Here is a 26,967-nt window from a genome sequence, read left to right as displayed (position 1 = left end):
CAGGACGACCCGCGTGGCAGTTGGCAGGCCAACCTGCCTGCTTCATTCCATTTCGATGATTACCTGCTCTTGCCACATCTGCGGCAGCTTCTTGGAGGTCGCTTCCCACACTTCGGCATTCTTGATCGGTTGCGCAGGCGCGTATTGCTCGTTGGGCAGCAATTTGGCCTGCACATCCTCTGGCAACTTCAGGTGCTCGGCGCGAATCGGGCGTGCGTGCCCCTTGGCCAGGTTGATCTGCCCGGCATCGCTGAAGATGTATTCACGCGTCAGCTTCGCTGCATTGGGGTGCTTGGCGTACTTGTTGATGATGGTGGTGTAGCCCGAGGTGATCGAGCCGTCCGATGGGATCAGCACTTCAAAGCGCTTGGGGTCGATCTGATCGCGGTAGCTCAAGCCATTGAAGTCCCAGACCACGCCCACTTCCACCTCGCCCTTTTCCAGGGTCTGGATGGTCGGGTTGGCCAGGGATAGGCGTTTTTGCTGGGCCAGCTTGGTGAACAGTTGCAGGCCTGGGGCCACGTTGCTCTCATCGCCCTTGTAGGCGATGGCGGCGGCCAGCACGCCGTTGGCGGCCTGGGCGGCGGTGCCGACATCACCGATGGCCACCTTGTACTTGCCGCGTTCCAGGTCGTGCCAGGTCTTGGGCCGCTCTGATTCCTTGACCAGATCCTTATTGATGATGAACGCGATGGTGCCGGTGTAGGCCAGCGCCCAATGGCCATCCTTGTCCTTGGCCCACTCTGGCACCTGGTCCCAGGTGCTTGGCTTGTACGGCTGGCTTACGCCCTTGGCAATGGCAATGGGCCCGAACGCTGCGCCCACGTCGCCGATGTCGGCACTGGCATTGTCTTTTTCCGCCTCGAACTTGGCGATTTCCTGGGCCGAACTCATGTCGGTGTCACTGTGCTTGAGCCCATATTTGCTGGCCAGGTCCTGCCAGGTGTCCTTCCAGTTGGCCCAGGCATCGGGCATGCCCACGCTATTGACCGTGCCTTCCTTGCGGGCGGCATCCTCCAGTGCCTTGAGGTCATCGGCGGCCATGGCCGACGTGCAGAACGCGATTGCCGAACCGAGCAGTAACGCCATGAACAACTTTTTCATCCGTAGCTCCTTGGGTGGGTGCATCGACCGAACGCTGTTATGTATGAAGCCGTTGTCTGCAGCCTTGGTCTAGGTCAGCAAACCTTGAGCCAAGGTAGGCCGGTAGCGTGACAATTTGATGTAGCCCCAGGTTTTGCTGCCTGATCGCGGCTTCTGGCAATACAGCGTAGACCACCTGCGAGCCTGTCCTCACAAGGCCTGGCCCGTTTCTGGCAGCGCTAGCCGGGCAGGCTTGTCACGGGATGTTCATCAGCCCTGCCTAGGCTTGCACCCAGTGCCCGGTGCCCTGTCGTGGGGCTGGCCTAGTCCAGATAGGTAACCTTTGATGCAGCCAATGCCACCGCGCGCGGTAACAGCCATCTGTAACGCCCTTGAGGAGCAGATCGAGCACGGCCTGTTGGCGCCGGGCGGCAAGCTGCCCGCCGAGCGCCGGCTCAGCGAACTCTTCGCCACCACGCGCATCACCCTGCGCGAGGCGTTGGTGCAGTTGGAGGCAAGGGGCTTGATCTATCGCGAAGAGCGGCGTGGCTGGTTCGTCGCCCCCGAGCGCTTGAGCTATGACCTCATCGCGCGCAGCCACTTCCATGCAATGGTGCGTGAGCAGGGGCGAGCCGCCAGTACCGAGCTGCTGTCGGCTCGGCTGCAGCCGGCTTCGGCGGCCATCTGCGCGCGGCTGCAACTACCGGCGTTGTCCAGTGTGGTGCGCATCTGCAGGCTCAGGCGTATCGACGGCAGGGCGGTGCTGTACGCCGAGCACTACCTCAACCCGCGTTACTTCCCGGCCATCCTCGAACACGACCTGGCGCAGTCATTGACTGAAATCTATGAGCGCCAATACGGTCTGCACTACGGGCAGGTGTGCTTCGAGATCTTGCCCACCGCATTGCCCGTGCAGGCGGCCGGAGCGTTGAGGGTGTCAGCGGGCAGCCCGGGGCTGCAGATCACCCGCGTCAACAGCGACCAGCATGGGCAGCTGATCGACTGCGACCTGGAATACTGGCGCCATGACGCCATTTGTATCAGGGCACAGGCGGGCTAGCCGGGCGGCCTCCCGGGGGGCGCCGGCGTGGCCACGATCCGTGGCCAATCGACTTCAACTGGACGCCTCGGCTTGTGTCAGGGCGCCTGCGCCGGCCGTTACCACTTGCACCGACAGCCTGGGCGTTGCCAGGTCCAAGCCGGCTTCGTCGAGCTGGCGCTTGAGTGCCAGGTTGAAAGCCCGCGACACTTCCCACTGCTTGATCGGCGCCGTCTTGAAGCGGGCGCGCAACACTGCTGACCCCGACTCGAAGCTCTCCACCCCTTGCAGCTCCAGTGGCGACCAGATGTTGCGCCGCATCAGCGGATCGCTGCGCAGCTTCTGACCGACCTCGCGCACCAGCGTGATCGCCTGGTCGATGTTCATGTTGTAGGGGATCGCCACGCGGAAGATCGCATAGCCGAATTCGCGGGAGTAGTTCTTGATGCTCTTGATTTCGCTGAATGGAATGGTGTGCACGATGCCATCGATGTCCCGCAGGCGCACGGTGCGGATGGTCAGGCCTTCCACCGTACCCAGGTGGCCGCCCACATCCACGTAGTCGTCGATGGCCAGGGAGTCCTCGATGATGATGAACAGCCCGGTGATCAGGTCGGCCACCAGTGACTGGGCACCGAAGCCGATCGCCAGGCCGATGACACCGGCACCGGCCAGCAGCGGCGTCACGTTCATGCCCATGTTGGCCAGGGCCACGATCACCGCGATGATGAAGATGAACACGAACATCACGTTGCGGATCAACGGCATCATGGTCTGCGCCCGGGCGTTGGCCATGCCGCGGCGCGAGCGGACCAGCGCATGGTGCACCGCCGTGTCGGCCAGGATCCATACCAGCCAGGCGACGATCAGCGTGCCTGCCAGGCCCATCAGGCGCAGGCTGATGTCATGCCCGTCGCCTTCGGCGAAGCTGATCATCGACAGCCCCCATACCCGAAGACCCAGTTCGATGAACACCAGCCAGATGAACAGGTGCACCAGCAAGTAGCCAAAGTTGCGCAGCCGCTCGGCATACACCGCATGGCGTTTGCCGGCGCGCTTGGGGTTGGCGGCGTGGCGGCGCACCAGGCCATTGAGCACCATGCACACCACGACCAGCACCGTGCACATCAGTGACTGGCGAAGCGCGGTACTGGTGTCACCGGCCGAGACGAAAGTGGCGAATAGGGAGATGGCCACCAGAATCAGCGCCGGAATGAACCAGAAACTGCCCAGGATCTCGATGGTGTCGCTCAGGGTTCGTCGGGTCAGGCGGCGCGACAGGGGTTGGTTGCGGATCAGGTGGGCGATGGGCCGGCGAAAACGCAGGATGAACAGGCCAGTGCACACCGCGGCGACGACGTTGGCCAAGGTGGCCACCCCATGGGCCAAGTGTATGCCCAGCGCAGCGGTGAGGCGCGGGTCGCTCATAGCCTCGCCGAAGGCGGCAAAGCTGCCGATCAGCCACAGGGGCCGGAATGCACGGTGGCGCAGTATGTGCAATGCCCGGTGGCGGTGTGGGCCGTCCAGCAGGGAAAACGCGATCACGCAGATGGCCGAGAAGCAGGTGCCCACCACCAGGGCATACGCCAGCACCATGGCCAGCGATTTACCCAGCGACGGGGGCAGTACGAAGCTCAGGTACACCGTGAACACCAGCGCAACCAACCACGGGCCTAGCTTGCGCAGGGCGAAGCGGACCAAGTCCCAGGTGCGGGGATGTTGGGGCAGTTCTTCGCTCAGGCCGAACCGCAGGCGAACCCGATGGCCCACCCAGTTGAAGGCGAATGCCAGCACGCTCCACACCGCAATCACTGCTGCAAAGCCGAACAGGATCGCGGGCCATTGGTGAACCGGCACCATCAAGGCCGCCAGTTCTTCCTGGGCCTGGTCGATTTCCATGCCCCAGCGCTGGAACGGGTTGGCCTCGCCGGTGAACTGCTTTTCGAAATCGTGCAGGGCGCCACCGATCAAGCCGAGCACACCTTGCTCAACGCTCGGTTGTGACTTCTGCGTGGCGTCGCGCAGCTTTTTCAAGTCGGCCAGGAGCTTGGCACGCTGCTGGTCGTTCTCAAGGCTCTTGATCACCTCGTCCAGTGATTTGCCCAGCGGCTCGGAAGCCTCGGGCTGGGCGGGGGCACTGGAACCGAGAAGGCCGGGCAGGCCTGCTGCGTGTACAGGGCCGATGGACAGCAACAGCAGGACAAGCAGGTAACGCAGAAGGGCAGGCACGGGCAGATCTACCTCAGGTCAAACGATTGCCCGAGTGTAGAGGTTTATGACGGCAGTTTCTCCAGGATCTTCCAGCAGGTCAGGCCGAAGATGCCCAGGGTGCCTGCCCACATCATCAGCACGCCAACATCGCGCTCGCGCAGCCCGAACCCGAGGGTGAGCAGCAGCAGGGATGTGCAGACGGGAATCAGCAGGGCCAGGAAGGGTGACATGGCGACAGTCCTTTGCAGTGAGACATGCCATTAGCATAGTCGCTAACCCCCGGCCCGGCCTGCCTGAGGCGAACGTGTCGGCCATGTGCAGCAGTGCGGTCTGTTGGCGCCGGGTGTGTAGCACCCCGGCGCTCTGCGTGGCTCACGGCAGGTCGTGACTGCGGTAGAACGCTGTCAGGACCTTCACCAGGTGCGCCAGGTCATGGCTGCCGCACAGCTCGCGAATGGAGTGCATGGCAAAGGTCGGCAGCCCGATGTCGACCGTCCGCACGCCAAGGTGGCTGGCCGCAATGGGCCCGATGGTCGAGCCGCAACCCATGTCGCTGCGTACCACGAAGCTCTGCACCGGTACTTCCTCGGCCATGCACAAGTGGCGGAAGAAGCCGGCGGTTTCGCTGTTGGTGGCGTAGCGCTGGTTGTTGTTCACCTTGATCACCGGCCCTGCGTTGAGTTTCGGGCCATGGTTGCCGTCGTGCTTGTCGGCGTAGTTCGGGTGCACGCCATGGGCATTGTCGGCCGAAACCATCAACGAGCGCTGGATGGTGCGCACGTAGGCGTCGCCGTCGGGCAACAGGCGCTGCAGGGTCTGCTCGAGCATCGGCCCGTCTGCGCCGCAGGCCGAGCTGCTGCCGACTTCCTCGTGGTCATTGCACACCAGGATGCAGGTTTCATCGCTGTCGGCGGCCAGCAGGGCTTGCAGCCCGGCGTAGCACGACAGCAGGTTGTCCAGGCGGGCACCGGCAATGAAGTCGCCATTGAGCCCGATCTGCGCAGCGTCCTGGGTATCGTAGAAGCTCAGCTCGTAGTCCAGCACCACGTCGGCGTTGAGTTGGTGCTCGCGCGCCAGTTGTTCGGTCAGCAGGGCGCGAAAGTCGATGCGCTCGTCACCGGCCACTTGCGCCAGGATCGGTGGCAGTTCGGTCTGCGGGTTGATATGCCAGCCATCGTTGGCGGTACGGTTGAGGTGGATGGCCAGGTTGGGGATGACCGCGATCGGCAGCTTGAAGTCGACAAGCTGGCTTTCCACCTTGCCGTCACGGCGGTAGGTGACCCGGCCCGCCAGCGACAGGTCGCGGTCGAACCACGGCGCCAGCAGGGCCCCGCCATACACCTCCACGCCCAGCTGCAAGAAGCCCTGGCGCTGCAGTTCCGGTTGCGGCTTGACCCGCAGGCAGGGGCTGTCGGTGTGGGCGCCGACCATGCGGATGCCGTTGAGCAGCGGTGCCTGCCTGCCCATCTTGATCGCGATGATCGAGGAATCGTTACGGGTGACGTAATAGCGCCCGCCCGACACGACGGACCAGCTCTCGCGCTCGTCCAGGCGCTGGTAGCCAGCGGCCTCCAGGCGCAGGGCCAGGCTGGCGGTGGCGTGGAAGGGAGTAGGGGAGGCCTTGAGAAAATCGATCAGGCCTGCATTGAGTACATCGCGCATAGTTCACTCCAGACAGCAGTGGCGCGAGTTTAGCGTATTGAGTCGCCGAGCGGTGTCGGGCTGTGGGTTGCGCACTTGGCTGGATGGCTACAGGCCGCACACCGGCCCCAGCGCCTCAGCCCGCAACACAGCTTGTCAGGGCAGCGCCGACAGCCTTAATGGACTGTGAAGACACAGCCATGCCCGATCAAAACGGCGCCGGGCACTCGAATTTGAGGCGTTCACCGGACACCGGGTGGGTAAAGCTGAGCATCGATGCATGCAGGCACAGCCGCTCGTGGGCGGCCAAGGCCTGAGGGTTGGCATACAGCCGATCACCCAGCAGTGGGTGGCCGATCGATAACATGTGCACACGCAGTTGATGCGAGCGCCCTGTGATGGGCGTCAGCTCCACACGGCAGTACTCGCCGCAACGTTCCACCACCCGCCAGAACGTCAGCGCATGCTTGCCTTGTTCATGGTCCACGACGTGGCGTGGCTTGGTGGGTGGGTCATACCGCAGTGGCAGGTCGATGCTGCCGCTGTCCAGTGCCGGCTGCCCCCAACACAGGGCGGTGTAGGCCTTCTCGGTTTCCCGGTCATGGAACTGGCGCGACAGCTCGCGGTGGCTGTCGGCATCACGGGCCAGCAGGATGATGCCCGACGTCTCCCAGTCCAGACGATGCACGATCAGCGCGTCGGGATAGCCGTTTTCCTGGAGACGGGTGATCAGGCAATCCTTGTTGTCTTCAGCCCGGCCAGGGACCGACAGCAGCAGCGTCGGCTTGTTGATCACCAGGATGGCGGCGTCTTCGTGAAGGATCTGAATGGTCGACAGCGGCATTGCGTGGTCTCTGTTGAATCAGGAGAAAAAGCGGGGCGGTGCTGCACCCCATATGCGGCAAGGCCGCTCCGACAGGGGAGTGCGATCCCTTGTCGGAGCGGCCTGGTGCCGCGAATGGGCTGCAGCGCAGCCCCGGCTCTGTGCCAGATCAGCGATCCGGCAGGGTGATGTTCAGCTCAAGAATGGAGCAGCTGCCCTGGTTTTCCAGCTCGATGTGCACATCGTCATTGCCGATGTTCACATACTTGCGAATCACTTCCAGCAGTTCCTTCTGCAACTCGGGCAGATAGTCCGGTTCGCTGCGTTGTCCGCGCTCGTGCGCCACGATGATCTGTAGACGCTCTTTCGCCACCGACGCGCTGGTCTGTTTCTGTCTGCCACGAAAGAAGTCAAAAAGGTTCATGGTTTATTTGCTCCCGAAAATGCGCTCGAAGAATCCCTTCTTCTGTACATCGATGAAGCGCATCGGCTTCTCTTTGCCCAGCAGGCGGTCGACTGCGTCACTGTACGCCTGGCCGGCATCGCTCTGGTCATCGAGAATGACCGGGATACCCTGGTTGGATGCCTTGAGCACCGCCTGCGATTCGGGAATCACGCCCTTGAGCTTGATTGAGAGAATCTCTTCCACGTCGGCCACGCTCAGCATTTCGCCCTTGACGACGCGCTCGGGGTGGTAGCGGGTGATCAGCAGGTGCTCCCTGATCGGCTCTTCGCCGTTTTCCGAGCGGCGCGACTTGCTCGACAGAATGCCGAGCATGCGGTCGGAGTCACGAACCGAAGACACTTCGGGGTTGGTGACCACGATGGCCTCGTCGGCGAAGTACATGGCCAGGTGGGCACCTTTCTCGATACCGGCCGGCGAGTCGCAGATCACGTATTCGAACTGCTCCTTCAGGTCCATCAGGACCTTCTCGACGCCTTCCTGGGTGAGGGCGTCCTTGTCACGGGTCTGGCTGGCCGCCAGCACGTACAGGTTTTCCAGGCGCTTGTCCTTGATCAGGGCTTGTTGCAGGTTGGCTTCGCCATTGACCACGTTGACGAAGTCGTACACCACGCGGCGTTCGCAGCCCATGATCAGGTCGAGGTTACGCAGGCCCACGTCGAAGTCGACGATGACCGTCTTGTGGCCACGCAGTGCGAGGCCGGTACCGATGGCGGCGCTGGTGGTGGTCTTGCCCACACCCCCTTTGCCGGAAGTAACCACGAGAATCTTGGCCAAGGTGTTTCACCCCTAAAATGATCGGGACGCAAGTCCCTGCAAATAACTGAAATAACGGCAACGATAAAAAAGTTGCTCTAAAAATGCTGGCAAGTATCCGTTAAAGACGGGTGATGTTCAACACGTCGCCAGACAGGCTGACTTGTACGCCCGCGCCCCATAACGGATCGCGGCGCAAGTCCTCGCACACTTTGTACTGGCCGGCAATGGAGACCATTTCAGCGGTCATCTGCTGGCAGAAGATACGCGCCTTGGTATTACCCTTGATACCTGCCAGGGCACGGCCGCGCATGGCGCCGTACACATGGATGTTGCCATCGGCAAGAAGTTCCGCACCCGGGCTGACCGAAGCGGTGACCACCAGGTCCCCCCCTTGGGCGTAGATCTGCTGGCCGCCACGTACCGGGGCGGTGATGATGCGCGTGGCGCGTACCTCGGGTTCGAGCACCGGTGGCGGAGCAGGGGCCGGCTCGGGCTTCTTGGCCTCGGGCTCGGGTTCCAGTGGCCGCTCGCGGGCGCCGGACGGGGGCAGCACCGGCAGATCGATGGCGATGGCCGCGGCTATGTCTTCGATGCGGTTGGCGCGGATGGCCAGGGTCCGCAGGCCATGGTGGCGGCAAATGCGCATCAAGCCAGGCAGGTCGATCGCACCTTCGCCGGCCGGCAGCTTGTCCAGCGCCAGCACCAACGGCGTATTGCTGAAGAAGTTCGGCGCCTGGGCCACTTTGGCCGCCAACTGGCGATCAAGGGCTTCAAGGTCATTGCGCGCCAGTTCCAGAACGGTAATGGCAAGCATGCTGCCCTTGAGCTGGAACACGGAGGGGGTGTCGGAGGTGTGGTTTGGGCTCATGGTCTGCATAGACGGCTTGTTGCGGAAAAAGTGCCCTGACTTATAACGATAAGACCGGTTGCCCGCAACATGAGCCGATCCGTTGTAGAATGCGCGGCCCATGTCTTGCTGGAAGCTTCAATGGATCGCCCGCGTTTTCGTCCCTATTTCCTTCATCCCAAGTTCTGGGGCCTGTGGCTGGGTCTGGGGCTGCTGTGGCTGGTGGTGCAGTTGCCCTACCGTGTACTGCTCAAACTGGGTGCGGCGTTAGGCGCGATCATGTACCGCTTTGCAGGTGAGCGCAGGCGTATCGCCGCGCGCAACCTGGAACTGTGCTTCCCCGAACGGTCGGCGGACGAACGGCAGCGCCTGCTCAAGGCCAACTTCGCCTCGACTGGCATCGCCTTCTTCGAAATGGCCATTAGCTGGTGGTGGCCCAAGGCGCGGTTGGCGCGCCTGGCGCATGTCGAGGGGCTCGAGCACTTGCAGGCCGCCCAGCAGGCGGGGCAGGGGGCGATCCTGATGGCGGTGCACTTCACTACCCTGGAAATCGGCGCGGCCTTGCTCGGCCAGCGTCACACCATCGACGGCATGTACCGCGAGCATGGCAATGCCCTGTTCGATTTCATCCAGCGCAGCGGACGCGAACGGCACAACCTGGACTCACTGGCCGTCGAGCGCGAGGATGTCAGGGGCATGCTCAAGCTGCTGCGCGCCGGCCGCGCGATCTGGTACGCGCCCGACCAGGACTACGGCGCCAAGCAAAGCCTGTTCGTGCCTTTGTTCGGGATCCCGGCAGCCACGGTCACGGCCACCACCAAGTTTGCGCGCTTGGGCCGCGCCCAGGTCATTCCGTTCACGCAGAAGCGACTCGAAGACGGCAGCGGCTATCGGTTGGTGATTCATCCCCCGTTGAGCGATTTCCCCGGTGAGAGCGAAGAGGCTGATTGCCTGCGGATCAATCAGTGGGTAGAGCAGGTGCTGCGCGAATGCCCCGAGCAGTACCTGTGGGCCCACCGCCGGTTCAAGTCCCGACCGGACGGGGCCCCAAGGCTGTACGAAAAGAAAAGGCGTTGAAAGCGACCGCGCCGCTGCCGTGACGGCAGTGGCGCTGCCAGATTACTCGGCGATCTGCAGCTTGCGCGACTGGGTATAGACGTAGCGCACCTTTTCATACTCGAACGGTGAGTTCATCTGCCCGTAGCGGAAGTTGGTGGTGTAGCGCTTGTCGATGACCCGCAGGCCGAAGAATTCCGGATGCTCGCGGCTGACCTTGGCCATGTCCAGGTAATTGATCGCCTGCTCGCCGGAATAATCCACCACCAGCCCCGCGGTGTCGCGCAGGTTCGAAGGGCCTAACAGCGGCAGCATCAGGTAAGGGCCTGCCGGCACGCCATAGAAGCCCAGGGTCTGGCCGAAATCCTCGCTCTGGCGCGGCAGGCCCATCTTGGTCGCCGGGTCCCATAAACCGCCTACCCCGATGATCGTGTTGAACATCAGCCGTGCCGTGATCTCGGCCGAGCGTTTGGCCTTGAGCTGCAGCACGCTGTTGAACAGGTTGGGCACATCCCCCAGGTTGTTGAAGAAGTTGGTCACCCCACTGCGCAGAAAACGCGGGGTGACGTACTGGTAGCCATTGACCAGCGGCAGCAGCACCCATTGGTCCAGGCGGTAGTTGAAATGATAGATGCGGCGATTCATCGACTCGAGCGGGTCGTAGACGTTCAGCGCTTCGAGGGTAGAGCGCTCGAATTCACGTTGGTCCAGGCCCGGGTTGAATTTCAACTCGCGCAACGGGTCGAGGAAGCCGTCGGCTTCCGGGGCCAGCGGGGCGGTGCCGATCACCTGCGGATCAGCCTCGACGACGCTGGCTCTGGGTGCGGTCTCGGCGGCCAGGGTATGGCCTGCGGCAAGCAGGGCCGTGGCAAAGAGCAGTTTGTTAACCACGGAAGAACTCCAGCATGGCGTCACTGTTGACGCGGTAGTTGATGTTGCCGCAATGGCCACCATGGGGATAAAGGGTCAGGCGATCACCGAACACCTTGCGCAGGAACCCGATATCGCCTGGGCCGAGAATAACGTCGTCGGCATTGTGCATCACGGCGATCTTGGGGCTGTTTTGCAAGTAGTCGGCCAGCGCGTACAGGCTCACCTGATTGGTCAGCTCCAGGATGGTGCCCCCACCGGTGCGGGCACGCCACATCGGGATGACCTGTTCGGTCATGTAGCAATCGAAATCGCACTGCAAGGCACGCTTGAAGTAGGGCGTCAGGCTCGTGCCTTCGGTGATCTTCACCTTCGGTGGGGTGATCAGGCCGCGACGGTTGATCAGATCGGAAGTGAAGGCGATATCGGCGGCCGAGAAACGGAACGAGGTGCCGATGAGCATGGCCATCTGTTCGTTGGACAAGTGCTGGCGCGACTGCTGGAAATCGTACAAGAGCGCTTCGTTGAGGTCGATGAAGCCCTTTTCCTGGAAGTAGCGCGTGAGTTTTTCCAGCATCAGCTCATAGAACGTGGTGCTCCGGTCGATCCCCTTGACCTGGGTCTGCACCAGCTTGTCCAGGTTGTTGATCGAGGTGTAGAGGTTCACGGGTGGGTTGAGCAGCAGCACACGCTTGAAGTTGAAGCTGCGCCGGGTTTCATCCAGGTGGCTGACGAAGGCCGCATCGAGGGCGCCCAGGCTATAGCCGGTCAGGTAGAACTCGGTCACGGGCAGGCGAGGGTGCTGGGCGCGGACCGATTGCATGACCCGGTACATGTCTTCGGCGTCATCCTGGCTGATGCCGGGTGTGGCGAAGCGCGACGCTGCGCTGATGAAATCGTAGCTGGTGGGCGAGGACAGCTGCACCACGTGGAAGCCGGCCTTGTAGTACAGCTTTTTCAGGTATTCGTTGATGCTGCTGCTATAGGAGGCACCGGTGCCGGCAATGATGAAGATCAACGGGGCGGCGTGGTCCTGCTGGGCCATGCGGTACTTGAGTTTCTTGACCGCCCAGAAGTTGTCCGGCAGCGTGAATTCACGCTCGGGGCGCAAGGTGAGGCTGTAGTCGGACTGGTCGATCTCGTCATCGCTGGGCAGCATCGGGCGCTGGTCCGGCGGCGTCGTGGCGATGGTCGCCTCGAACGGGTTGGTCAGGGGGTAGCCATAGCTCGCGGCGTCGATATCCCGCGCAGAAGCGGCCACAGCCATGAGCAGGCTGCCAAGAACGGCAGCGAGGCGCAAAGAAAGAAGCATGTAATCCCCCAAAAGAACGCAAGGTGGCGCGTGTGCAAGCTAAGACCACGATGGCCGTGGCAAAGTTGCCGGGCGTGATGGCCTTTGGTGTGCCTGTTATCTGAAACCAGTTGCAGGCAGGTATTTTGCCTTAGACCGTGATGTAAGCGATTATTGATTTTTCGATCGATCAAGTGGGAAAAGTCAATGAATCGCAGGCTGCCTGGCGCTTTGTTGCTGATGTTCGTCGGGCTCTGGCTCGCTGCCAGCTATGGCGTGCGCTACGGACTGATGGAGGACGGGCAGTGGGTGGGGTTGTGCACGGAGCCAGCCGCCTATTGGCAGTGCGAGGTACGGGCAGTGCTGGGGTTGGGTATTCACCACCAGGTCCTGGCCTGGACCGGGCTGGCACTGGCAGCGCTCGGCTGGCTGCTACAGGGGCGGACCGGTACATGGCTGGCCGGCATTGCCCTGCTGTTCGCAGTGCCAGCATTGGTGCTGTATACCGCGAGCATCGCCGTATTCGCATTGGTGCTGGCGGGGCTGCGTGTGGTCAGGTAAATGAGCGCCCGCCAGGGGGCGCTCCGTGACGCTGACAGAAAGAGGTATCAGGCGCGGCCGAGTCTCAGGCTGCGCCACAGGGCAGCAGTCATCAGCGCGCTCACGGCTGCCCAGCGCCAGGCCTGTCCGCTGTTCAGCCCTTCGATGAATAGCTGCGGCAGCATGCCAAGGCCGATGATGCCTGCCAGCAAGGTAGCCTCCCGCCGCCGTGTCAGCACGGGCCACAGCACGAACACTAGGGCTGGCAAGGCCAACGCTGCGCTGGGAAAACTGCGGTAGCGGGGGTCGAACACCATTGCCAATGTGCTCACGGCGCCTGCAAAGCCGGCCAGCAGCAGCAACCCGCCGGCCCGCTTTTGCAGCCAGTCAGACCAGCGCCCGCGCACGCCTGGCGGCTGGGCCAGATGCAGCAGTGCCCGGGCCAGTACCAGCACGTTCAACCCCGCCAACAGCCCTGCCCACACCCACTCCGGGGCGAAACGGGCGTGGCTGCGCATCAACTCGCCCCACAGGCCCAGACACGCCGCACCGAACATGGCCAGCAGCGGCATGGCCCACGCGCCTGTGCGTGTGCGGGGTCGCCCGGCCATGCACAGCATCAGCGCTGCCAGCGCTGCGCACCCCAGCCACCAAGTGGGCCAGTCGGGCAAGTTGCTGACGGGCCCTTCGAGGATGCCCTTGTCCTGTCGATCGGCATCGTATAGGCCCCAATACCCACCCACGGCACCTTCGTTGGCGCGTTTCCAGGGCTGGTCGAAAGCTTCGATCAGGTTATAGCGCCATCCATTGTGCTCGGCCATGGCGACGAAGCCGCGAATGAAGCGCGCCTCGTTGACCCGGCTGGGCAGGGCGGTTTCACGCTGTCGGCCTTCGCTGGGCCAGCCGGTTTCACCGATCAGGATGTCCTTGGGCGCGAAGCGCTCGCCGAACTGCCGGCGTATGTCGGCGACATGGGCCAGCGCATCGTCGATGCCCCGTGGCTCGTCTTCCCAATACGGCAGCAAGTGAATGGTAAGAAAGTCCACTTCAGGCGCGATCTCAGGGTGCTGCAGCCAGAACTCCCACACATCGGCATAGGTGACCGGCACGCTTACCTGACGCTTGACCCGCGTAATCAATTCGGCCAGTCGTTTGCCGGTGACTTCCTTGCGCAGCAAGGTCTCGTTACCCACGATGACGGCGCTGACCACATCGGGGTTGGCGTTGGCGGCGGCGATCAGCAGCGCGACTTCCCGGTCGGTATCGGCCGGGTGGGCATTGACCCAGGCCCCGAGCATCACCTTCAGGCCATGCTTGCGCGCCAGCGCCGGGATAGCCTCAAGACCGCTCATGGAATAGGTGCGGATGCACCGGAATCGCTCAGCGAGCAGGGCCAGGTCGGCGTCCATGCGCGCCGGGCGCAGTTGCATGGGTTGGTCGTAGGGCGACTGGTCTTTGTCGAACGGGGTATAGGATGCGCACTGCAGCTTGTGCGTGGCATTGGCGGCGTCGGGCAGGTCCACCGGTCTGCCCAGCCCGTACCAGAGCCCACCGAGCCCGAGCAGACCGATCAGGCAGGCAAGGGTATATAGACATGTCAGCAGGCGGGGGGAACTGGGCATCGGGCGGTCCATCGTCGGGGGCAAAAGGGTCAATAGTAGCCCGGCGCCAAACCTTTGGCATGCAAGGATCGCGCAGGCAGGTCCCTGCCGCTGCCGCTAATGGCACAGTGCTGTCGCGTATGAGCGCCTGGGCGTCGTACTTGGATCAGGTCTGGCTTGGTTGCAGGCAGATGATGGAATCTCCGAGACCTGACGAGGGAATGCTTTGATGGCTACTTCAACAAAAATGCGTCGTTTCCTGGGCGTGGGTACCGCCCTGGCACTGGCCTTGAGCGGCGCACAGGCCATGGCCAAAGAAGTCAGCATTGGTTACGTGGATGGGTGGGCAGACAGTGTGGCTACCACCAACGTGGCCGCCGAGGTGATCAAGCAGAAGCTTGGCTACGATGTGAAGCTGCAAGCCGTGGCCACGGGCATCATGTGGCAGGGCGTGGCCACCGGTAAGCTCGATGCCATGCTGTCGGCATGGCTGCCGGTGACCCATGGTGAGTACTGGGCCAAGAACAAGGACAACGTGGTCGACTACGGCGCTAACTTCAAGGATGCCAAGATTGGCCTGATCGTGCCTGAGTACGTCAAGGCGGTGAGCATCGCTGACCTGAAGACCGATTCCTCGTTCAAGCAGAAAATCGTCGGCATCGATGCGGGTTCCGGTGTCATGATCAAGACCGATCAGGCGATCAAGGACTACGACCTGACCGGCTACAAGCTGCAGGCAAGTTCCGGTGCTGCGATGACCGCCGAGCTGGGCCGTGCCTACGCCAAGCAGCAGTCCATCGCCGTGACTGGCTGGGTCCCGCACTGGATGTTCGCCAAATGGAAACTCAAGTTCCTCGAAGACCCCAAAGGCGTGTATGGCGCTGCTGAGACCGTCAACAGCATCGGCAGCAAGGAGCTGGCCACCAAGGCCCCGGAAGTGGCCGAGTTCCTGAAGAAGTTCAGCTGGCAGTCCAAGGATGAGATCGGCGAGGTGATGCTGGCTATCCAGGAAGGCGCCAAGCCCGAGGCGGCCGCCAAGGACTGGGTGGCCAAGCACCCAGAGCGAGTGAAGGAGTGGACGGGCAAGTAAATTGCCTGTGCGGTGATCCCTGCAATGAAGCCGTTCGAGCCTTAAGCGTTCGAGCGGTTTTGTTCGGGGGTCGGCTCACCCGGCCAACGTGGTGAAAATGAGGGCCTGCCTGACGACAGGCCGCTACCGGCCCGCACACAACAACACTGACACGCTCGCCGCGATGGGCGCAAAGCGGTTCAGGCGACCTCAGCCAGTTCGCAAATCCCTGCCCCCACCCAAGTCGCCGCCCATCACCTGCGCACCCGCCTGCTCCAGCCCCGCCGAGAGAAACTGAACCCTCAAACCGACCCGCCAGCCCAACCTTTCAAGCACCCCCAGCAAGCAATAACCAAATCTGCGACAATCACACCTCTTTCGAATGCCGATTACACCGCAGGCCCACCTGCATCACCGAAAAGCCCAATGACTGACCACGCCATCGACAAACTGCTGCAAAACCTCGACCACGCCATGATCGCCGACCGCCACCGTCTGCGGCGCCAGTTGCATGAACTGCGCAAGCGCCCCGACGAGACAAAGCTGGCGCAGTGGGCAGAGCGGGTGCAGGCGTCCTGCGCCCAGGTCACCGCCCGCCAGCAGAGCGTGCCATTGGTGCGCTACGACGATAGCCTGCCCATCGCCGCCAAGCGCGACGAGATCAAAAAAGCCCTGGCCGAACACCAGGTGCTGGTCATCGCCGGCGAAACCGGCTCGGGCAAGACCACCCAGCTGCCCAAGATCTGCCTGGAACTGGGCCGCGGCAGCCATGGCCTGATTGCCCACACCCAGCCACGCCGGATCGCCGCGCGCAGTGTCGCCGCCCGGGTGGCTGAGGAACTTGGCACACCGCTGGGCGGCCTGGTGGGTTATCAGGTGCGCTTCGAAGACCAGAGCGATACCAACACACTGGTCAAACTCATGACCGACGGCATCCTGCTGGCCGAGACCCAGCACGACCGCTTTCTGGAACGCTACGACACCATCATCGTCGACGAAGCACACGAACGCAGCCTGAACATCGACTTCCTGCTCGGCTACCTCAAGACCCTGTTGCACCGGCGGCCCGACCTCAAGCTCATCATCACCTCGGCCACCATCGACCTGGAGCGGTTTTCCAAGCATTTCGACAATGCGCCCATCATCGAGGTGTCCGGCCGTACCTTCCCCGTGGAAACCTGGTACCGCCCGCTGACCAGCGAACAGGACGAGGAAGGCAACCCGATCGAGGACGACCTCACCGTCGATCAGGCTATCCTTGCCACCCTCGACGAATTGGCCCAGCACGAGCGCGGCCAGGGCAAGGGCCCGGGCGATGTGCTGATCTTCCTGCCCGGTGAGCGCGAAATTCGCGATGCCGCCGAGATTCTGCGCAAGGCGCAGCTGCGCCATACCGAAATCCTGCCCTTGTACGCGCGCCTGTCGCCGGCTGAGCAGCAGCGGATATTCCAGCCCCATGCCGGGCGGCGCGTGGTGCTGGCCACCAACGTGGCCGAAACATCGCTGACGGTCCCCGGCATACGCTATGTGATCGATACCGGCACGGCGCGCATCAGCCGCTACAGCTACCGCGCCAAGGTGCAGCGCCTGCCCATCGAAGCCGTGTCCCAGGCCAGCGCCAACCAGCGCAAGGGCCGCTGTGGACGGGTGGAGCCGGGCATCTGCGTGCGTCTGTACAGCGAAGAAGACTTCAACAGCCGACCGGCTTTCACCGACCCCGAGATCCTGCGCACCAACCTGGCGGCCGTCATCCTGCAAATGCTGCACCTGCGCCTGGGCGCCATCGACGCGTTCCCCTTCATCGAGCCGCCAGACGGCAAGGCGATCAGCGACGGCTTCAACCTGCTGCAAGAGCTCTCGGCGGTCAACCGTGAAAATCAGCTGACCCCGGTCGGGCGTCAGCTGGCTCGGCTGCCCATCGACCCGCGCCTGGGCCGTATGCTGCTCGAAGGCGCGCGCCTGGGCAGCCTGCAGGAAGTGCTGATCGTCACCAGCGCCCTGTCGGTGCAGGACCCACGCGAACGCCCCCCTGAGCGCCAGCAGGCCGCCGACCAGGCCCACGCGCAGTGGAAGGACGTGGATTCGGACTTCGCTGCACTGGTCAACCTGTGGCGAGGTTTCGAGGAACAGCGCCAGGCGTTGACGGCCAACCCCTTGCGCAACTGGTGCCGCAAGCAGTTCCTCAATTACTTGCGCCTGCGTGAGTGGCGCGACGCCCATCGCCAGTTGGCGCTGATCTGCCGCGAGCTGCAACTGACGGTCAACAAGGAACCGTGCGACTACCCCAAGCTGCACAAAGCCGTGCTCAGCGGCCTGCTCAGCCAGATCGGCCACAAGACCGAAGATGGCGATTACCAGGGCGCACGGCAGCGCAGGTTCTGGGTGCACCCGTCATCGGGTATCGGGCGCAAGCGCCCGCAGTGGGTCATGGCAGCCGAGCTGGTGGAAACCACCAAGCTCTATGCCCGCGTGGTCGCGCGTATCGAACCGGACTGGATCGAGCCGCTGGCCGGCCACCTGATCAAGAAGAACCACTTTGAGCCCCATTGGGAGAAGAAGCGCGGGCAGGTCGTGGCCTATGAGCAGATCACCCTGTATGGGTTGATCCTGGTCGGCCGCAGGCCGGTGCATTTTGGCCCTATCGACCCGGCCACCTCCCGCGAGCTGTTCATTCGTGAGGCCCTGGTGGGTGGTGAGATCCAGTCGCGGGCCAAGTGCCTGACGGCCAACAAGCGCCTGCTCGAAGCGCTCGACGCCCTCGAGGCCAAGGCCCGCCGTCGCGACATCCTGGCCGACGAAGAAACGCTCTATGCGTTCTACGAAGCGCGCCTGCCGGCCGAGATCCACCAGACGGCCACTTTCGACAGCTGGTACCGCATGGGCAGCCAGAAAGACCCCAACCTGCTGATCATGCGCGAGGAAGACGTGCTGGCACGCGAGGCCAGCGAGGTGACTGCCGCGCAGTACCCCGACAGTTTGCAGGTGGGCGAACTGCGCCTGCCCTTGACCTACCACTTCGAGCCCAATCACCCCCGTGACGGTGTGACCGTTCGGGTGCCGGCACCCCTGTTGCCGAGCCTGCCAGGCGAGCGCCTGGAGTGGCTGGTGCCCGGCCTGCTCGAAGCCAAGTGCGTGGCGCTGGTTCGCAACTTGCCCAAGGCCCTGCGCAAGAACTTCGTGCCGGTGCCGGACTTCGTCAAGGCTGCCTTGGCCCGCATGTCCTTCGGTCAAGGCGCGTTGCCCCAGGCCCTGGGCCATGAACTGCTGCGCATGACCGGTGCGCGGGTGCCCGACGAGGCCTGGGACGAATCGGTCAGCCTGGTCGAAGGCCACCTGCGCATGAACATCGAAGTGGTCGACGGGCAGGGCAAATTCCTGGGCGAAGGGCGTGACCTGGCTGAGCTGACCGCGCGGTTCGCCGCCGCCAGCCAGGCAGCGCTGGCGGTGCCACGCGATGCCAAAAGCGAGCAGCCGGTGCAGGCCAAGGCCTTCAGCGAAGTGAAACCCACGGCACAGCAAAAGATCGCGGGGCTGTCGATGACGGTTTACCCGGCCTTGGTCGAGGACAATGGCACGGTGCGTGAAGGCCGCTTCTCGACCCAGGCCGAAGCCGACTTCCAGCACCGCCGCGCCTTGCAGCGCCTGCTGCTGCAACAGCTGGCCGAGCCGGCCAAGTTCCTGCGTGGCAAGCTGCCTGGGCTGACCGAGCTGGGGCTGCTGTACCGCGACATGGGCCGGGTCGACGCGCTGGTCGAAGACATTCTGCTGGCAAGCCTGGACAGTTGCATTCTCGACGGTGAGCCGGTGCTGCCCCGTGAAGGCGCGGCCCTGGCGGCGCTGGCCGAACGCAAGCGGGGCAGCTGGGCCGAGCATGCCGAGCGCCTGGCGCGGCAGACCCTCGAGGTGCTGAAGCTGTGGCACGGGTTGCAGAAACGCTTCAAGGGCAAGATCGACCTGAGCCAGGCCGTGGCCCTGAACGATATCAAGCAGCAGTTGGGCAACCTGGTGTACCCGGGCTTTGTGCGTGAAACGCCGGCGCTGTGGTTCAAGGAGCTGCCACGCTACCTCAAGGCCATCGAGCTGCGCCTGGAGAAGCTGGGTTCGCAGGTGCAGAAGGACCGGGTATGGAGTGGCGAACTGGCCAACTTGTGGGCGCAGTACAAGGCCCGTGCCGACAAGCATGCCCAGGAAGGCAAGCGCGACGAGCAGCTGGCCCTGTACCGCTGGTGGCTGGAGGAATACCGCGTGTCGCTGTTCGCCCAGCAGCTGGGCACCAAGGTGCCGATTTCCGATAAGCGATTGAGCAAGCAGTGGAGCCAGGTGGAAGGCTAAACTCACACAGTTGTGGCACTATTGAGACAATTTCGGGCCGCTTGGCGGCCCACTGCGCATAGCCCTGCTTCGCCTGCATACTCACCGCCTGCAGGGTGATGGCATCCATGAGGTGGGCTACCGTCAAGCGTGGGCTCTGCCCTCGTCGCAAAGTTAGTACTAAAGTGCCACTAAATCAGTGTATTACCAGCCAGCGCCGGGTGGCGATGGCCCAAGAACAGAGGAACGACCGTGCATAATGTCGTGATCAGCGGCACCGGCCTGTACACCCCGGCCCAGAGCATCTCCAACGAAGAACTCGTAGCCTCCTTCAATACTTGGTCGCAGCAGTTCAACCAGGACAACGCCCAGGCCATCGAGCGTGGCGAGGTCGAAGCCGCACCGCTGTCCGATGCGGCGTTCATCGAAAAGGCCTCGGGTATCAAGAGCCGCTTCGTCATGGACAAGGCCGGCATCCTCGACCCGCAGCGCATGAAACCGCGCCTGCCAGAACGCTCCAACGACGAGCCGTCGGTGCTGTGCGAAATGGCCGTGGCGGCGGCGCGCCAGGCGCTGGAGCGCGCTGGTCGCAGCGCTGCCGACGTGGACGGGGTCATCGTCGCCTGTTCCAACTTGCAGCGCCCTTACCCGGCCATTGCCATCGAAGTGCAGCAGGCGCTGGGCATCCAGGGGTTTGCCTTCGACATGAACGTGGCGTGTTCGTCCGCCACCTTCGGCATCCAGACCGCCGCCAACAGCGTGGCGCTGGGGCAGGCGCGGGCCGTGCTCATGGTCAACCCTGAAGTGTGCACCGGCCACCTGAACTTCCGCGACCGTGACAGCCACTTCATCTTTGGCGATGCGGCGACCGCGGTACTGCTCGAACGCGCCGATCACGCCACATCGGCGCACCAGTTCGACGTGGTCAGCAGCAAGCTGTGGACCGAGTTCTCCAATAACATCCGCAACAACTTCGGCTTCCTCAACCGCGCGGCGGAGGAGGGCGAAGGCGCCGCAGACAAGCTGTTCATCCAGGAAGGCCGCAAGGTGTTCCGCGAGGTGTGCCCGAAAGTGGCGGAGCTGGTGGGCGAGCACTTGCAGGAAAACGGCCTTCAACCCAGCGATGTGGCGCGCTTCTGGCTGCACCAGGCCAACCTCAGCATGAACCACCTGATCGTCAAGAAGCTGCTGGGGCGTGAAGTGAGTGAACAGGAAGCGCCGGTGATTCTGGACCGCTATGCCAACACCAGCTCGGCAGGCTCGGTCATTGCCTTGCACCTGTATCAGGATGACCTGCCACAAGGGGCGCTGGGTGTGCTCAGCTCGTTTGGCGCGGGGTATTCGATCGGCAGCGTGATTTTGCGCAAACGCTAAGCCGGCAAGGCTGGCGATGCCCGCCTAAAAGCGCAAACGGCCGGATGGGGACGGCCGTTTGCGCGGTGGCGGTGCTTAGAACTTGGCTTCCAGGTCCACCTGCAGCGTATCCACATCGGCGTTGCTGTTGGGCAGGTTGGAGTAGTCGGTCTTGGCCATCATATAGGCCGCACCGAGTGCGAAGTTCTTGTCGATCTCGTAGCCAACCTTGAACTTGTGGCCGCGCGAGCCGGTGAAACCGTTGCCGAAGTCCGAGTCGGTGAACAGGCTCACGACGCCATTGCGCTGCACGTCGCGGTAGTTGTAGTCCAGGCTCCAGGCCCCGATCTTGCTCTTCAGACCCGCCAGCCAAGCCTTGTCCTGCCCATCGGTGCTCTCGGTGTTCTTCACGAATTGGCCATAGGCCGACAGCGGGATGGCAAAGCCGGTGAAGTCCACCTGGCCAAAGCCTTCCACCAGGTTGAATTCGTCGGTGGTGTTGCCCAGCGAGCGCAGCGCGGCAGACGACTTGTCGTTGTCGTAGCCGTACACGCTGCCGCCCACCGTGACCTTAACGGTGTCGGCTGCGTTGAACTTGGTCCCCAACTGCGCCGCGTAGAGCTGTGCATCGTGCTTGAACTGCACGCCGTCGCCGTCGACGTTGTCCTTGAGGTTGTAGTGGCCGATGCTGCCGAACACCTCGGCAGGGCCCAGGTTGGTCTTGTAGGTGGCGGCTACGCCTTCGGGGTTGATGTCGCTGTCCCAGATGATGTCGCCCATGCTCACCCAGGGCTGCATCATCTTGCCGCCGATCAGGTGCAGGTTCGGCACGGCGGTGGGGTGCCAGTCCAGGTAGGCCAGGTCCACCCACAACGATTTCTTCTCGAAGTAGTTGTCCAGGCTCTGGTTGGTCGAGCGCGCATCGGCGCTGCTGCCGGTGGCGACCCGCACCCCGGCGTCCACTTGCGGGTTGATCTCGCTGTAGAAACCGACACGGGCACGCACACGCTCCCGGTCCTGGTTGCCGCTGCGGGAAATCGGGTTGTCCACGTTGACGTCTTCATAACGCAGGCGCACGTCGCCTTTGATCTGAGTCTTAGCCGCCCAGGCCACTTTTTGCTCGAACGAACTCATGCGCTCGGACTGGGCTTTCTGAGCGGCCTTTTCCTTGGTTTCCTGGGCCAGGTCAGCCTGCAGCTCGCTGTATTGCGCCTGGTTGATCGAGCCATTGGCGCGGAGCATTTCGAGCAGCTTGGCGTCAACGGCCGCACTGGCCGGAGTGGTGCTCATGGCCAGCACCATGCCGGTCAGGCTTGCTCCGGTAAGTGTAGAAACAAGACGCATACGGTTCTCCCTACTGAATAAGATGGGGGACGCCGAGCGTCCGCCCCTGTGTTGACATGTCTCCGGAAGGGCCTGAATAGACAGGTTCTGCGGTTCCAGAAAACAGGCGCAAGTATTGCGAGGGCGAGTGACAGATTAATGTCGCAATGATGTCACTGCTGTGAAGTGAAAGCTGCCAGGCGATCGTCATTTGAGTCCGGCGCCCAGCTTGGTGATACTGGGGGCCTTGATGCCGCGAGCCGACCCTGTGACCAGTCTGTATAGCCTTGCTCATTTGCGTGATATGCCAGCCGCCACCTGGGACGCCCTGGTGCCCGAAGGCCAGCCGTTTCTCAGCCATGCCTTTCTCAGTGCGATGGAAGACAGCGGCAGTGTCGCGCGCAACAACGGGTGGGCGGCCGAACATCTGGTGCTCGAGCACGAGGGCAAGGTGCAAGCGCTGCTGCCGGGTTACCGCAAGTGGCATTCGTACGGTGAGTACGTGTTCGACCATGGTTGGGCGGATGCCTGTAAACGAGCTGGCATCGCTTACTATCCCAAGCTGCTGGGGGCCGTGCCGTTCAGCCCGGTCAGTGGCCCGCGCTTGCTGACGGCCGATGCGGCAGCCGGGCACTTGTTACTGCAGGCCTTGCCCGAGTACCTGAGCAAAGCCGGGCTGTCTGGCGCCCACATCAACTTCACCGACCCTGCGCTGGACGAACAGTTGGCGCGCCTGCCGGGCTGGATGGAGCGCCTGGGTTGCCAGTTTCACTGGCAGAACCGCGGCTACCGCGATTTCCAGGATTTTCTCGACACCCTCAGCTCCCGCAAGCGCAAGCAGATGCGCAAGGAGCGTGAGCAGGTAGCGGGGCAGGGGATTGATTTTCGCTGGTACCGGGGTGACGAACTGGACCAAGCCCAGTGGGATTTCGTCTACCTGTGTTACGCCAACACCTACGCCGTGCGCGGCCGGGCGCCTTACCTGACGCGTGAGTTCTTCAGCTTGCTGGCCGAGCGCATGCCCCATGCTCTGCGCGTGGTAATGGCGCGCCAGGCCGGGCGGGACGTGGCAATGGCGCTGAGCCTGGTAGGTGGGGACAGCCTGTTTGGCCGTTACTGGGGCTGCCTGGCCGAGTTCGATCGCCTGCACTTCGAGACGTGTTTCTATCAGGGCATGGACTTGGCCATTGCCCAAGGGCTGCAACGTTTCGATGCTGGCGCCCAGGGTGAGCACAAGTTGATTCGCGGGTTCGAGCCGGTGATCACGCGCTCGTGGCATTACCTGCTGCATCCCGGGTTGCGCACGGCGGTGGCCGATTTTCTGCTTCAGGAGCGTGAAGGGGTAATGGCGTATGCCGCCCAGGCACGGGAGATGTTGCCTTATCGCCGGGAAGAGGGCCATTGAGCCAGACACATTCCCAATGCGGGTAATCGCTCGCTCGTGTTACCAGGCCGGCGCGGATTGGATTGGCGATGATGTAGCGAGCGACGCTGCGTACCTGTTCGTCACGGCGAAGGGCGCGGTCATGGAAGCCAGGTTGTCAGATTCGCTGGTGCTCGGCGCCTCGTGTATAAAGCGCGCAACTGCTGCGTGATTTGAATTCACGCATCAGCTCGTCGAGGCTGCAGGGGCCTAGCGTGATTAGCCAGTGCAGGTGATCGGGCATCAGTACCCAGGCGAGGCTCTGGCACTGTCGTTGCGTAGCAGTGAGTTGCAGCTGCTGGATCACGGCCCTGGCCTAGTGCAGGTGTGTGAAAAGTGGGGTACGGTTTCGGGTGGCGGTGGTCAGTAGGTATAACCGCCCGGGCTCGGAGAACCTGCCCAGACGTAAGCGGTGAGAACCTCGGCCTATCATGGCGACCTCCTTGCGTAGTCATTGCAAGGGTAGCTGGCCATTGAGGTGAGTAGAGTAAGACAGTTTTACAGCCTATGACTTGGGGCCGCTTTGCGGCCCCGGCTTTTGAGAGAGATAGTTTTACAGCCTATGGCTTGGGCCGCAAAGCGGCTCCGGGTTTTGAGCAGGCGCGAGATTTCATCCCCCTCTTAAAGCCTGGACCTCAGCTAATCAACCCCCACAAACCCACCTGTCTGATGCTGCCAAAGCCGCGCATACAGCCCCCGCTGCTCCAGCAACTCAGTATGGCTACCCACCTCCACGACCCGGCCCTTGTCCAGCACCACCAGCCGGTCCATGCGGGCAATGGTGGACAGCCGGTGGGCGATGGCGATCACGGTCTTGCCCTGCATCAGCGTTTCCAGGCTCTCCTGGATCGCCGCCTCCACCTCCGAATCCAGCGCCGACGTGGCCTCGTCCATGATCAGAATCGGCGCATTCTTCAGCAGCACCCGGGCAATCGCGATGCGCTGGCGCTGGCCGCCGGACAGCTTCACTCCACGCTCACCTACATGCGCATCCAGACCGGTACGGCCCTGGGCGTCCGACAGGTGCGGGATGAACTCATCAGCCCGGGCGCGGCGCACTGCTTCCTGCAACTGGGCGTCAGTCGCCTCCGGGCGGCCGTACAGCAGGTTCTCGCGGATCGAGCGGTGCAGCAGCGAGGTGTCCTGGGTGATCATGCCGATCTGCGCACGCAGGCTTGCCTGGCTCACCTGCGCAATGTCCTGGTCATCGATCAGAATCTGCCCACCTTGCACGTCGTACAGACGCAACAGCAAATTCACCAAGGTCGACTTCCCGGCACCAGACGGTCCGATCAGGCCGATCTTTTCCCCGGGCCGAATCGCCAGGTTCAGCCCCTCGATCACATTCCTCGCTTCACCATAGTGAAAGCGCACGTTCTCGAACCGCACGGCGCCCTGGGTAACCTTCAAGGCCGGGGCAGCAGGGCGGTCGGTGACGGTGACGGGCTGGGCTATGGTCTGCAGGCCATCCTGCACCATGCCAATGTTCTCGAAAATGCCGTTGACCACCCACATGATCCACCCCGACATGTTCACGATGCGGATGACCAGACCAGTCGCCAAGGCAATGGCCCCCACCGTGATCAGCGACTGGCTCCACAGCCACAGGGCAAGCCCGGTGGTGCCGACCACCAGCAAGCCGTTCAACGTGGTGATGACCACGTCCATGCTGGTGATCACCCGCGAAGCCAGCTGGGTTTTCTCGGTCTGCTCGCTGATGGCCTCGCGGGCGTACTGCTGTTCGTGATCGGTGTGGGCAAACAGCTTGAGCGTGGCAATGTTGGTATAGCCATCGACGATGCGGCCCATCAGCTTGGAGCGGGCATCGGACGACACCACCGAGCGCGCTTTGACGCGTGGCACGAAATACGCCAAGGCGGCAATGAAACACACGATCCAGATCACCAGGGGCAACATCAACCGCCAATCAGCCTCGGCAAACAACACCAGCGACGTGATGGCGTAGATCAGCACATGCCATAACGCATCCACCGCCTGCACCGCCGAGTCGCGCAGCGAGTTGCCGGTCTGCATGATGCGCTGGGCGATGCGCCCGGCGAAGTCGCTTTGGAAGAAGTTCAGGCTTTGCTTGAGCACATAGCTGTGGTTCTGCCAGCGGATCATGCTGGTCATGCCTGGGTTGATGGCCTGATGCACCAGCAGGTCATGCAGCCCGAAGAACAACGGACGCAGCAACAGCACCACCACCAGCATCCAGATCAACTCGCCGCTGTGCTCGCTGAAAATACTGGCGCTGGGCGTGCCCTGGGCCAGGTCGATGATGCGGCTCAGGAAGCTGAACATGGCCACTTCGATCAACGAAGCGATCAGGCCAACCACCAGCAAAGCCAGAAAGCTTGGCCATACCTGGCGCAGATAATAGAAATAGAACGCCCACACGCCGCTGGGCGGCGCTTCGCTGGGGGCGTCACGGAAGATGTCGATCAGTTGCTCGAAACGACGGTACAGCATCAGCGTTGAAACTCCTGTTCAACCGACCGGTAATCGGGTCACGTCCCTGTGAGACCCGCGATCAATCGATGCGTTTAGCCGATTTGATGAACACAGGGTCGGCGGGCACGTCACGCATGCCTTTCTTGACGGTGGTGGGCGAATTGACGATCTGGTCGACCACTTCCATGCCTTTGGTCACCTTGCCGAACACGGCATAACCCGCGTCACGGCCTGGGTTGAGGAAATCGTTGTCGGCCACGTTGATGAAGAACTGGCTGGTGGCCGAGTTCGGGTTCGAGGTGCGGGCCATGGCCAGGGTGCCGCGGGTGTTTTGCAGGCCATTGCTGGCTTCGTTGCGGATCGGGTCCTTGGTGTCCTTCTGTACCATCTGCTCGGTGAAGCCGCCGCCTTGCACCATGAAGCCCGGGATTACTCGATGGAAGATGGTGTTGTTGTAGAAGCCGCTGTCCACGTACTGCAGGAAGTTCTTGGTGCTGACGGGTGCCTTCTCGGCATTGAGCTCGATTTCCACCTGGCCGAAGCTGGTGTCCAGCACAACGTGCGGCGTCTTGTCGGAAGCCATGACGCTGGTGGCGAACGCGACGGAACAGGCGGTAAGCAGCAATTTTTTCAGCATGGGCGCAAAGGTCCTTCAAAGTGGAGGCGGCTGCTTTCGAGGGCCGCCGGTACGGTGGATACATCGCAATGTACAAGGAGTAATAGCGTGCCGTGAATTTTCGACGGCTGCCAGTACAGGTGGTAGGCCAGGCACAGGCGCAGCGTTTGAAATTGTGTCAGGGCCTGATCGCG

General features: G+C 62.7%; 21 protein-coding genes and 1 pseudogene. 7 read left to right on the top strand and 15 right to left on the bottom strand.

Annotation, left to right across the window (positions count from 1 at the left end; all coding sequences use genetic code 11):
* Window positions 1-42: 42 nt before the first annotated feature.
* Window positions 43-1,104, bottom strand: coding sequence for an ABC transporter substrate-binding protein (locus ACK59L_RS07325; RefSeq protein WP_409272686.1), 1,062 nt, complete (start codon window positions 1,102-1,104; stop codon window positions 43-45).
* Window positions 1,105-1,429: 325 nt separating this feature from the next.
* Here ACK59L_RS07325 and ACK59L_RS07320 point away from each other — a divergent pair, with 325 nt between their 5' ends.
* Window positions 1,430-2,143 carry a UTRA domain-containing protein gene (locus ACK59L_RS07320; protein ID WP_058604183.1) on the top strand — a complete coding sequence of 238 codons (714 nt, stop codon included), beginning with the start codon at window positions 1,430-1,432 and terminating at the stop codon, window positions 2,141-2,143.
* 54 nt (window positions 2,144-2,197) lie between these two features.
* Here ACK59L_RS07320 and ACK59L_RS07315 read toward each other — a convergent pair whose 3' ends face one another.
* The 7 genes from ACK59L_RS07315 to minC all read right to left on the bottom strand — a co-directional run bounded on the left by ACK59L_RS07315 (window position 2,198) and on the right by minC (window position 8,896).
* A complete protein-coding gene (locus ACK59L_RS07315) occupies window positions 2,198-4,351 on the bottom strand; it encodes a mechanosensitive ion channel family protein (RefSeq protein ID WP_058604184.1) in 2,154 nt (717 codons plus the stop codon).
* A gap of 44 nt (window positions 4,352-4,395) precedes the next feature.
* On the bottom strand, window positions 4,396-4,563 hold the full coding sequence (locus ACK59L_RS07310) for a hypothetical protein (protein WP_196136823.1): 168 nt from the start codon (window positions 4,561-4,563) through the stop codon (window positions 4,396-4,398).
* A 142-nt stretch (window positions 4,564-4,705) separates the two neighbouring features.
* Window positions 4,706-5,995, bottom strand: coding sequence for a M18 family aminopeptidase (locus ACK59L_RS07305; protein ID WP_058604185.1), 1,290 nt, complete (start codon window positions 5,993-5,995; stop codon window positions 4,706-4,708).
* Between the two features lie 187 nt (window positions 5,996-6,182).
* Window positions 6,183-6,818, bottom strand: coding sequence for an RluA family pseudouridine synthase (locus tag ACK59L_RS07300; RefSeq protein WP_100852067.1), 636 nt, complete (start codon window positions 6,816-6,818; stop codon window positions 6,183-6,185).
* A 148-nt stretch (window positions 6,819-6,966) separates the two neighbouring features.
* Window positions 6,967-7,221 (bottom strand): cell division topological specificity factor MinE, encoded by a 255-nt coding sequence (minE, locus tag ACK59L_RS07295; RefSeq protein ID WP_009682849.1) that lies wholly within the window; start codon window positions 7,219-7,221, stop codon window positions 6,967-6,969.
* Window positions 7,222-7,224: 3 nt separating this feature from the next.
* The gene (gene minD / locus ACK59L_RS07290; RefSeq protein WP_409272682.1) at window positions 7,225-8,037 is read right to left on the bottom strand and encodes a septum site-determining protein MinD; all 813 of its coding nucleotides are present in this window, start codon (window positions 8,035-8,037) and stop codon (window positions 7,225-7,227) included.
* A 100-nt stretch (window positions 8,038-8,137) separates the two neighbouring features.
* Window positions 8,138-8,896: a septum site-determining protein MinC gene (gene minC, locus ACK59L_RS07285; protein ID WP_058604187.1), complete on the bottom strand. Its 759-nt coding sequence runs from the start codon at window positions 8,894-8,896 to the stop codon at window positions 8,138-8,140.
* 111 nt (window positions 8,897-9,007) lie between these two features.
* Here minC and ACK59L_RS07280 point away from each other — a divergent pair, with 111 nt between their 5' ends.
* Complete coding sequence (locus ACK59L_RS07280) at window positions 9,008-9,943, top strand: lipid A biosynthesis lauroyl acyltransferase (RefSeq protein WP_409272679.1); 936 nt, start codon at window positions 9,008-9,010, stop codon at window positions 9,941-9,943.
* Window positions 9,944-9,985: 42 nt separating this feature from the next.
* Here the strand turns inward: ACK59L_RS07280 and ACK59L_RS07275 are convergent, their stop codons facing one another.
* Both ACK59L_RS07275 and ACK59L_RS07270 read right to left on the bottom strand, forming a co-directional pair.
* Entirely contained in the window at window positions 9,986-10,813 is an 828-nt protein-coding gene (locus tag ACK59L_RS07275; RefSeq protein ID WP_058604189.1) for a VacJ family lipoprotein, read from the bottom strand.
* The gene (locus ACK59L_RS07270; RefSeq protein ID WP_409272677.1) at window positions 10,806-12,104 is read right to left on the bottom strand and encodes a serine/threonine protein kinase; all 1,299 of its coding nucleotides are present in this window, start codon (window positions 12,102-12,104) and stop codon (window positions 10,806-10,808) included. The genes ACK59L_RS07275 and ACK59L_RS07270 overlap by 8 nt, the downstream gene beginning before the upstream one ends.
* Window positions 12,105-12,290: 186 nt before the next feature.
* Between ACK59L_RS07270 and ACK59L_RS07265 the strand changes: the two genes are divergently transcribed.
* Entirely contained in the window at window positions 12,291-12,644 is a 354-nt protein-coding gene (locus tag ACK59L_RS07265) for a hypothetical protein (RefSeq protein WP_196136824.1), read from the top strand.
* A gap of 47 nt (window positions 12,645-12,691) precedes the next feature.
* Here the strand turns inward: ACK59L_RS07265 and ACK59L_RS07260 are convergent, their stop codons facing one another.
* The gene (locus ACK59L_RS07260; RefSeq protein ID WP_409272675.1) at window positions 12,692-14,257 is read right to left on the bottom strand and encodes a beta (1-6) glucans synthase; all 1,566 of its coding nucleotides are present in this window, start codon (window positions 14,255-14,257) and stop codon (window positions 12,692-12,694) included.
* Between the two features lie 196 nt (window positions 14,258-14,453).
* Between ACK59L_RS07260 and ACK59L_RS07255 the strand changes: the two genes are divergently transcribed.
* From ACK59L_RS07255 to ACK59L_RS07245, 3 genes are all read left to right on the top strand, one after another.
* Window positions 14,454-15,314 carry a glycine betaine ABC transporter substrate-binding protein gene (locus tag ACK59L_RS07255; RefSeq protein WP_058604193.1) on the top strand — a complete coding sequence of 287 codons (861 nt, stop codon included), beginning with the start codon at window positions 14,454-14,456 and terminating at the stop codon, window positions 15,312-15,314.
* 405 nt (window positions 15,315-15,719) lie between these two features.
* Window positions 15,720-19,625 (top strand): ATP-dependent RNA helicase HrpA, encoded by a 3,906-nt coding sequence (gene hrpA, locus ACK59L_RS07250; RefSeq protein ID WP_409272673.1) that lies wholly within the window; start codon window positions 15,720-15,722, stop codon window positions 19,623-19,625.
* Between the two features lie 231 nt (window positions 19,626-19,856).
* Window positions 19,857-20,978, top strand: a complete 1,122-nt coding sequence (locus ACK59L_RS07245) for a beta-ketoacyl-ACP synthase III (protein ID WP_058604195.1) — start codon at window positions 19,857-19,859, stop codon at window positions 20,976-20,978.
* Window positions 20,979-21,053: 75 nt separating this feature from the next.
* On the opposite strand, the gene ACK59L_RS07240 is transcribed toward ACK59L_RS07245, so the two are convergent.
* The gene (locus tag ACK59L_RS07240) at window positions 21,054-22,301 is read right to left on the bottom strand and encodes a putative porin (protein ID WP_027915803.1); all 1,248 of its coding nucleotides are present in this window, start codon (window positions 22,299-22,301) and stop codon (window positions 21,054-21,056) included.
* Between the two features lie 229 nt (window positions 22,302-22,530).
* Between ACK59L_RS07240 and ACK59L_RS07235 the strand changes: the two genes are divergently transcribed.
* On the top strand, window positions 22,531-23,685 hold the full coding sequence (locus ACK59L_RS07235; RefSeq protein ID WP_409272670.1) for a GNAT family N-acetyltransferase: 1,155 nt from the start codon (window positions 22,531-22,533) through the stop codon (window positions 23,683-23,685).
* Here the strand turns inward: ACK59L_RS07235 and ACK59L_RS07230 are convergent.
* The 3 genes and pseudogenes from ACK59L_RS07230 to ACK59L_RS07220 form a co-directional block, all read right to left on the bottom strand.
* Window positions 23,684-24,136: pseudogene (locus ACK59L_RS07230) on the bottom strand (REP-associated tyrosine transposase); the annotation flags it as partial. The gene ACK59L_RS07235 and the pseudogene ACK59L_RS07230 sit on opposite strands and share 2 nt — an antisense overlap.
* 206 nt (window positions 24,137-24,342) lie before the next feature.
* On the bottom strand, window positions 24,343-26,175 hold the full coding sequence (locus ACK59L_RS07225) for an ABC transporter ATP-binding protein (RefSeq protein ID WP_409272668.1): 1,833 nt from the start codon (window positions 26,173-26,175) through the stop codon (window positions 24,343-24,345).
* A gap of 61 nt (window positions 26,176-26,236) precedes the next feature.
* Window positions 26,237-26,794 (bottom strand): peptidylprolyl isomerase, encoded by a 558-nt coding sequence (locus ACK59L_RS07220; protein WP_023534925.1) that lies wholly within the window; start codon window positions 26,792-26,794, stop codon window positions 26,237-26,239.
* Window positions 26,795-26,967: the final 173 nt, after the last annotated feature.

The sequence above is a fragment of the Pseudomonas sp. KCJK9111 genome (assembly GCF_046231935.1).
GTDB lineage: Bacteria > Pseudomonadota > Gammaproteobacteria > Pseudomonadales > Pseudomonadaceae > Aquipseudomonas > Aquipseudomonas parafulva_B.
The sequence above is the reverse complement of the archived record's forward strand: the minus strand, read 5'-3'. Positions and strand labels throughout refer to the sequence as shown.

Bases quoted from the DNA above. Each gene is read 5' to 3' on its own strand.
- ACK59L_RS07320 (WP_058604183.1), top strand. From the start codon at position 1,430: ATGCAGCCAATGCCACCGCGCGCGGTAACAGCCATCTGTAACGCCCTT.
- ACK59L_RS07310 (WP_196136823.1), bottom strand. From the start codon at position 4,563: ATGTCACCCTTCCTGGCCCTGCTGATTCCCGTCTGCACATCCCTGCTG.
- ACK59L_RS07305 (WP_058604185.1), bottom strand. From the start codon at position 5,995: ATGCGCGATGTACTCAATGCAGGCCTGATCGATTTTCTCAAGGCCTCC.
- ACK59L_RS07265 (WP_196136824.1), top strand. From the start codon at position 12,291: ATGAATCGCAGGCTGCCTGGCGCTTTGTTGCTGATGTTCGTCGGGCTC.
- ACK59L_RS07220 (WP_023534925.1), bottom strand. From the start codon at position 26,794: ATGCTGAAAAAATTGCTGCTTACCGCCTGTTCCGTCGCGTTCGCCACC.
- ACK59L_RS07270 (WP_409272677.1), bottom strand. From the start codon at position 12,104: ATGCTTCTTTCTTTGCGCCTCGCTGCCGTTCTTGGCAGCCTGCTCATG.
- ACK59L_RS07260 (WP_409272675.1), bottom strand. From the start codon at position 14,257: ATGGACCGCCCGATGCCCAGTTCCCCCCGCCTGCTGACATGTCTATAT.
- ACK59L_RS07225 (WP_409272668.1), bottom strand. From the start codon at position 26,175: ATGCTGTACCGTCGTTTCGAGCAACTGATCGACATCTTCCGTGACGCC.
- ACK59L_RS07300 (WP_100852067.1), bottom strand. From the start codon at position 6,818: ATGCCGCTGTCGACCATTCAGATCCTTCACGAAGACGCCGCCATCCTG.
- ACK59L_RS07240 (WP_027915803.1), bottom strand. From the start codon at position 22,301: ATGCGTCTTGTTTCTACACTTACCGGAGCAAGCCTGACCGGCATGGTG.
- hrpA (WP_409272673.1), top strand. From the start codon at position 15,720: ATGACTGACCACGCCATCGACAAACTGCTGCAAAACCTCGACCACGCC.
- minC (WP_058604187.1), bottom strand. From the start codon at position 8,896: ATGCAGACCATGAGCCCAAACCACACCTCCGACACCCCCTCCGTGTTC.
- ACK59L_RS07280 (WP_409272679.1), top strand. From the start codon at position 9,008: ATGGATCGCCCGCGTTTTCGTCCCTATTTCCTTCATCCCAAGTTCTGG.
- ACK59L_RS07255 (WP_058604193.1), top strand. From the start codon at position 14,454: ATGGCTACTTCAACAAAAATGCGTCGTTTCCTGGGCGTGGGTACCGCC.
- ACK59L_RS07325 (WP_409272686.1), bottom strand. From the start codon at position 1,104: ATGAAAAAGTTGTTCATGGCGTTACTGCTCGGTTCGGCAATCGCGTTC.
- ACK59L_RS07235 (WP_409272670.1), top strand. From the start codon at position 22,531: ATGCCGCGAGCCGACCCTGTGACCAGTCTGTATAGCCTTGCTCATTTG.
- minE (WP_009682849.1), bottom strand. From the start codon at position 7,221: ATGAACCTTTTTGACTTCTTTCGTGGCAGACAGAAACAGACCAGCGCG.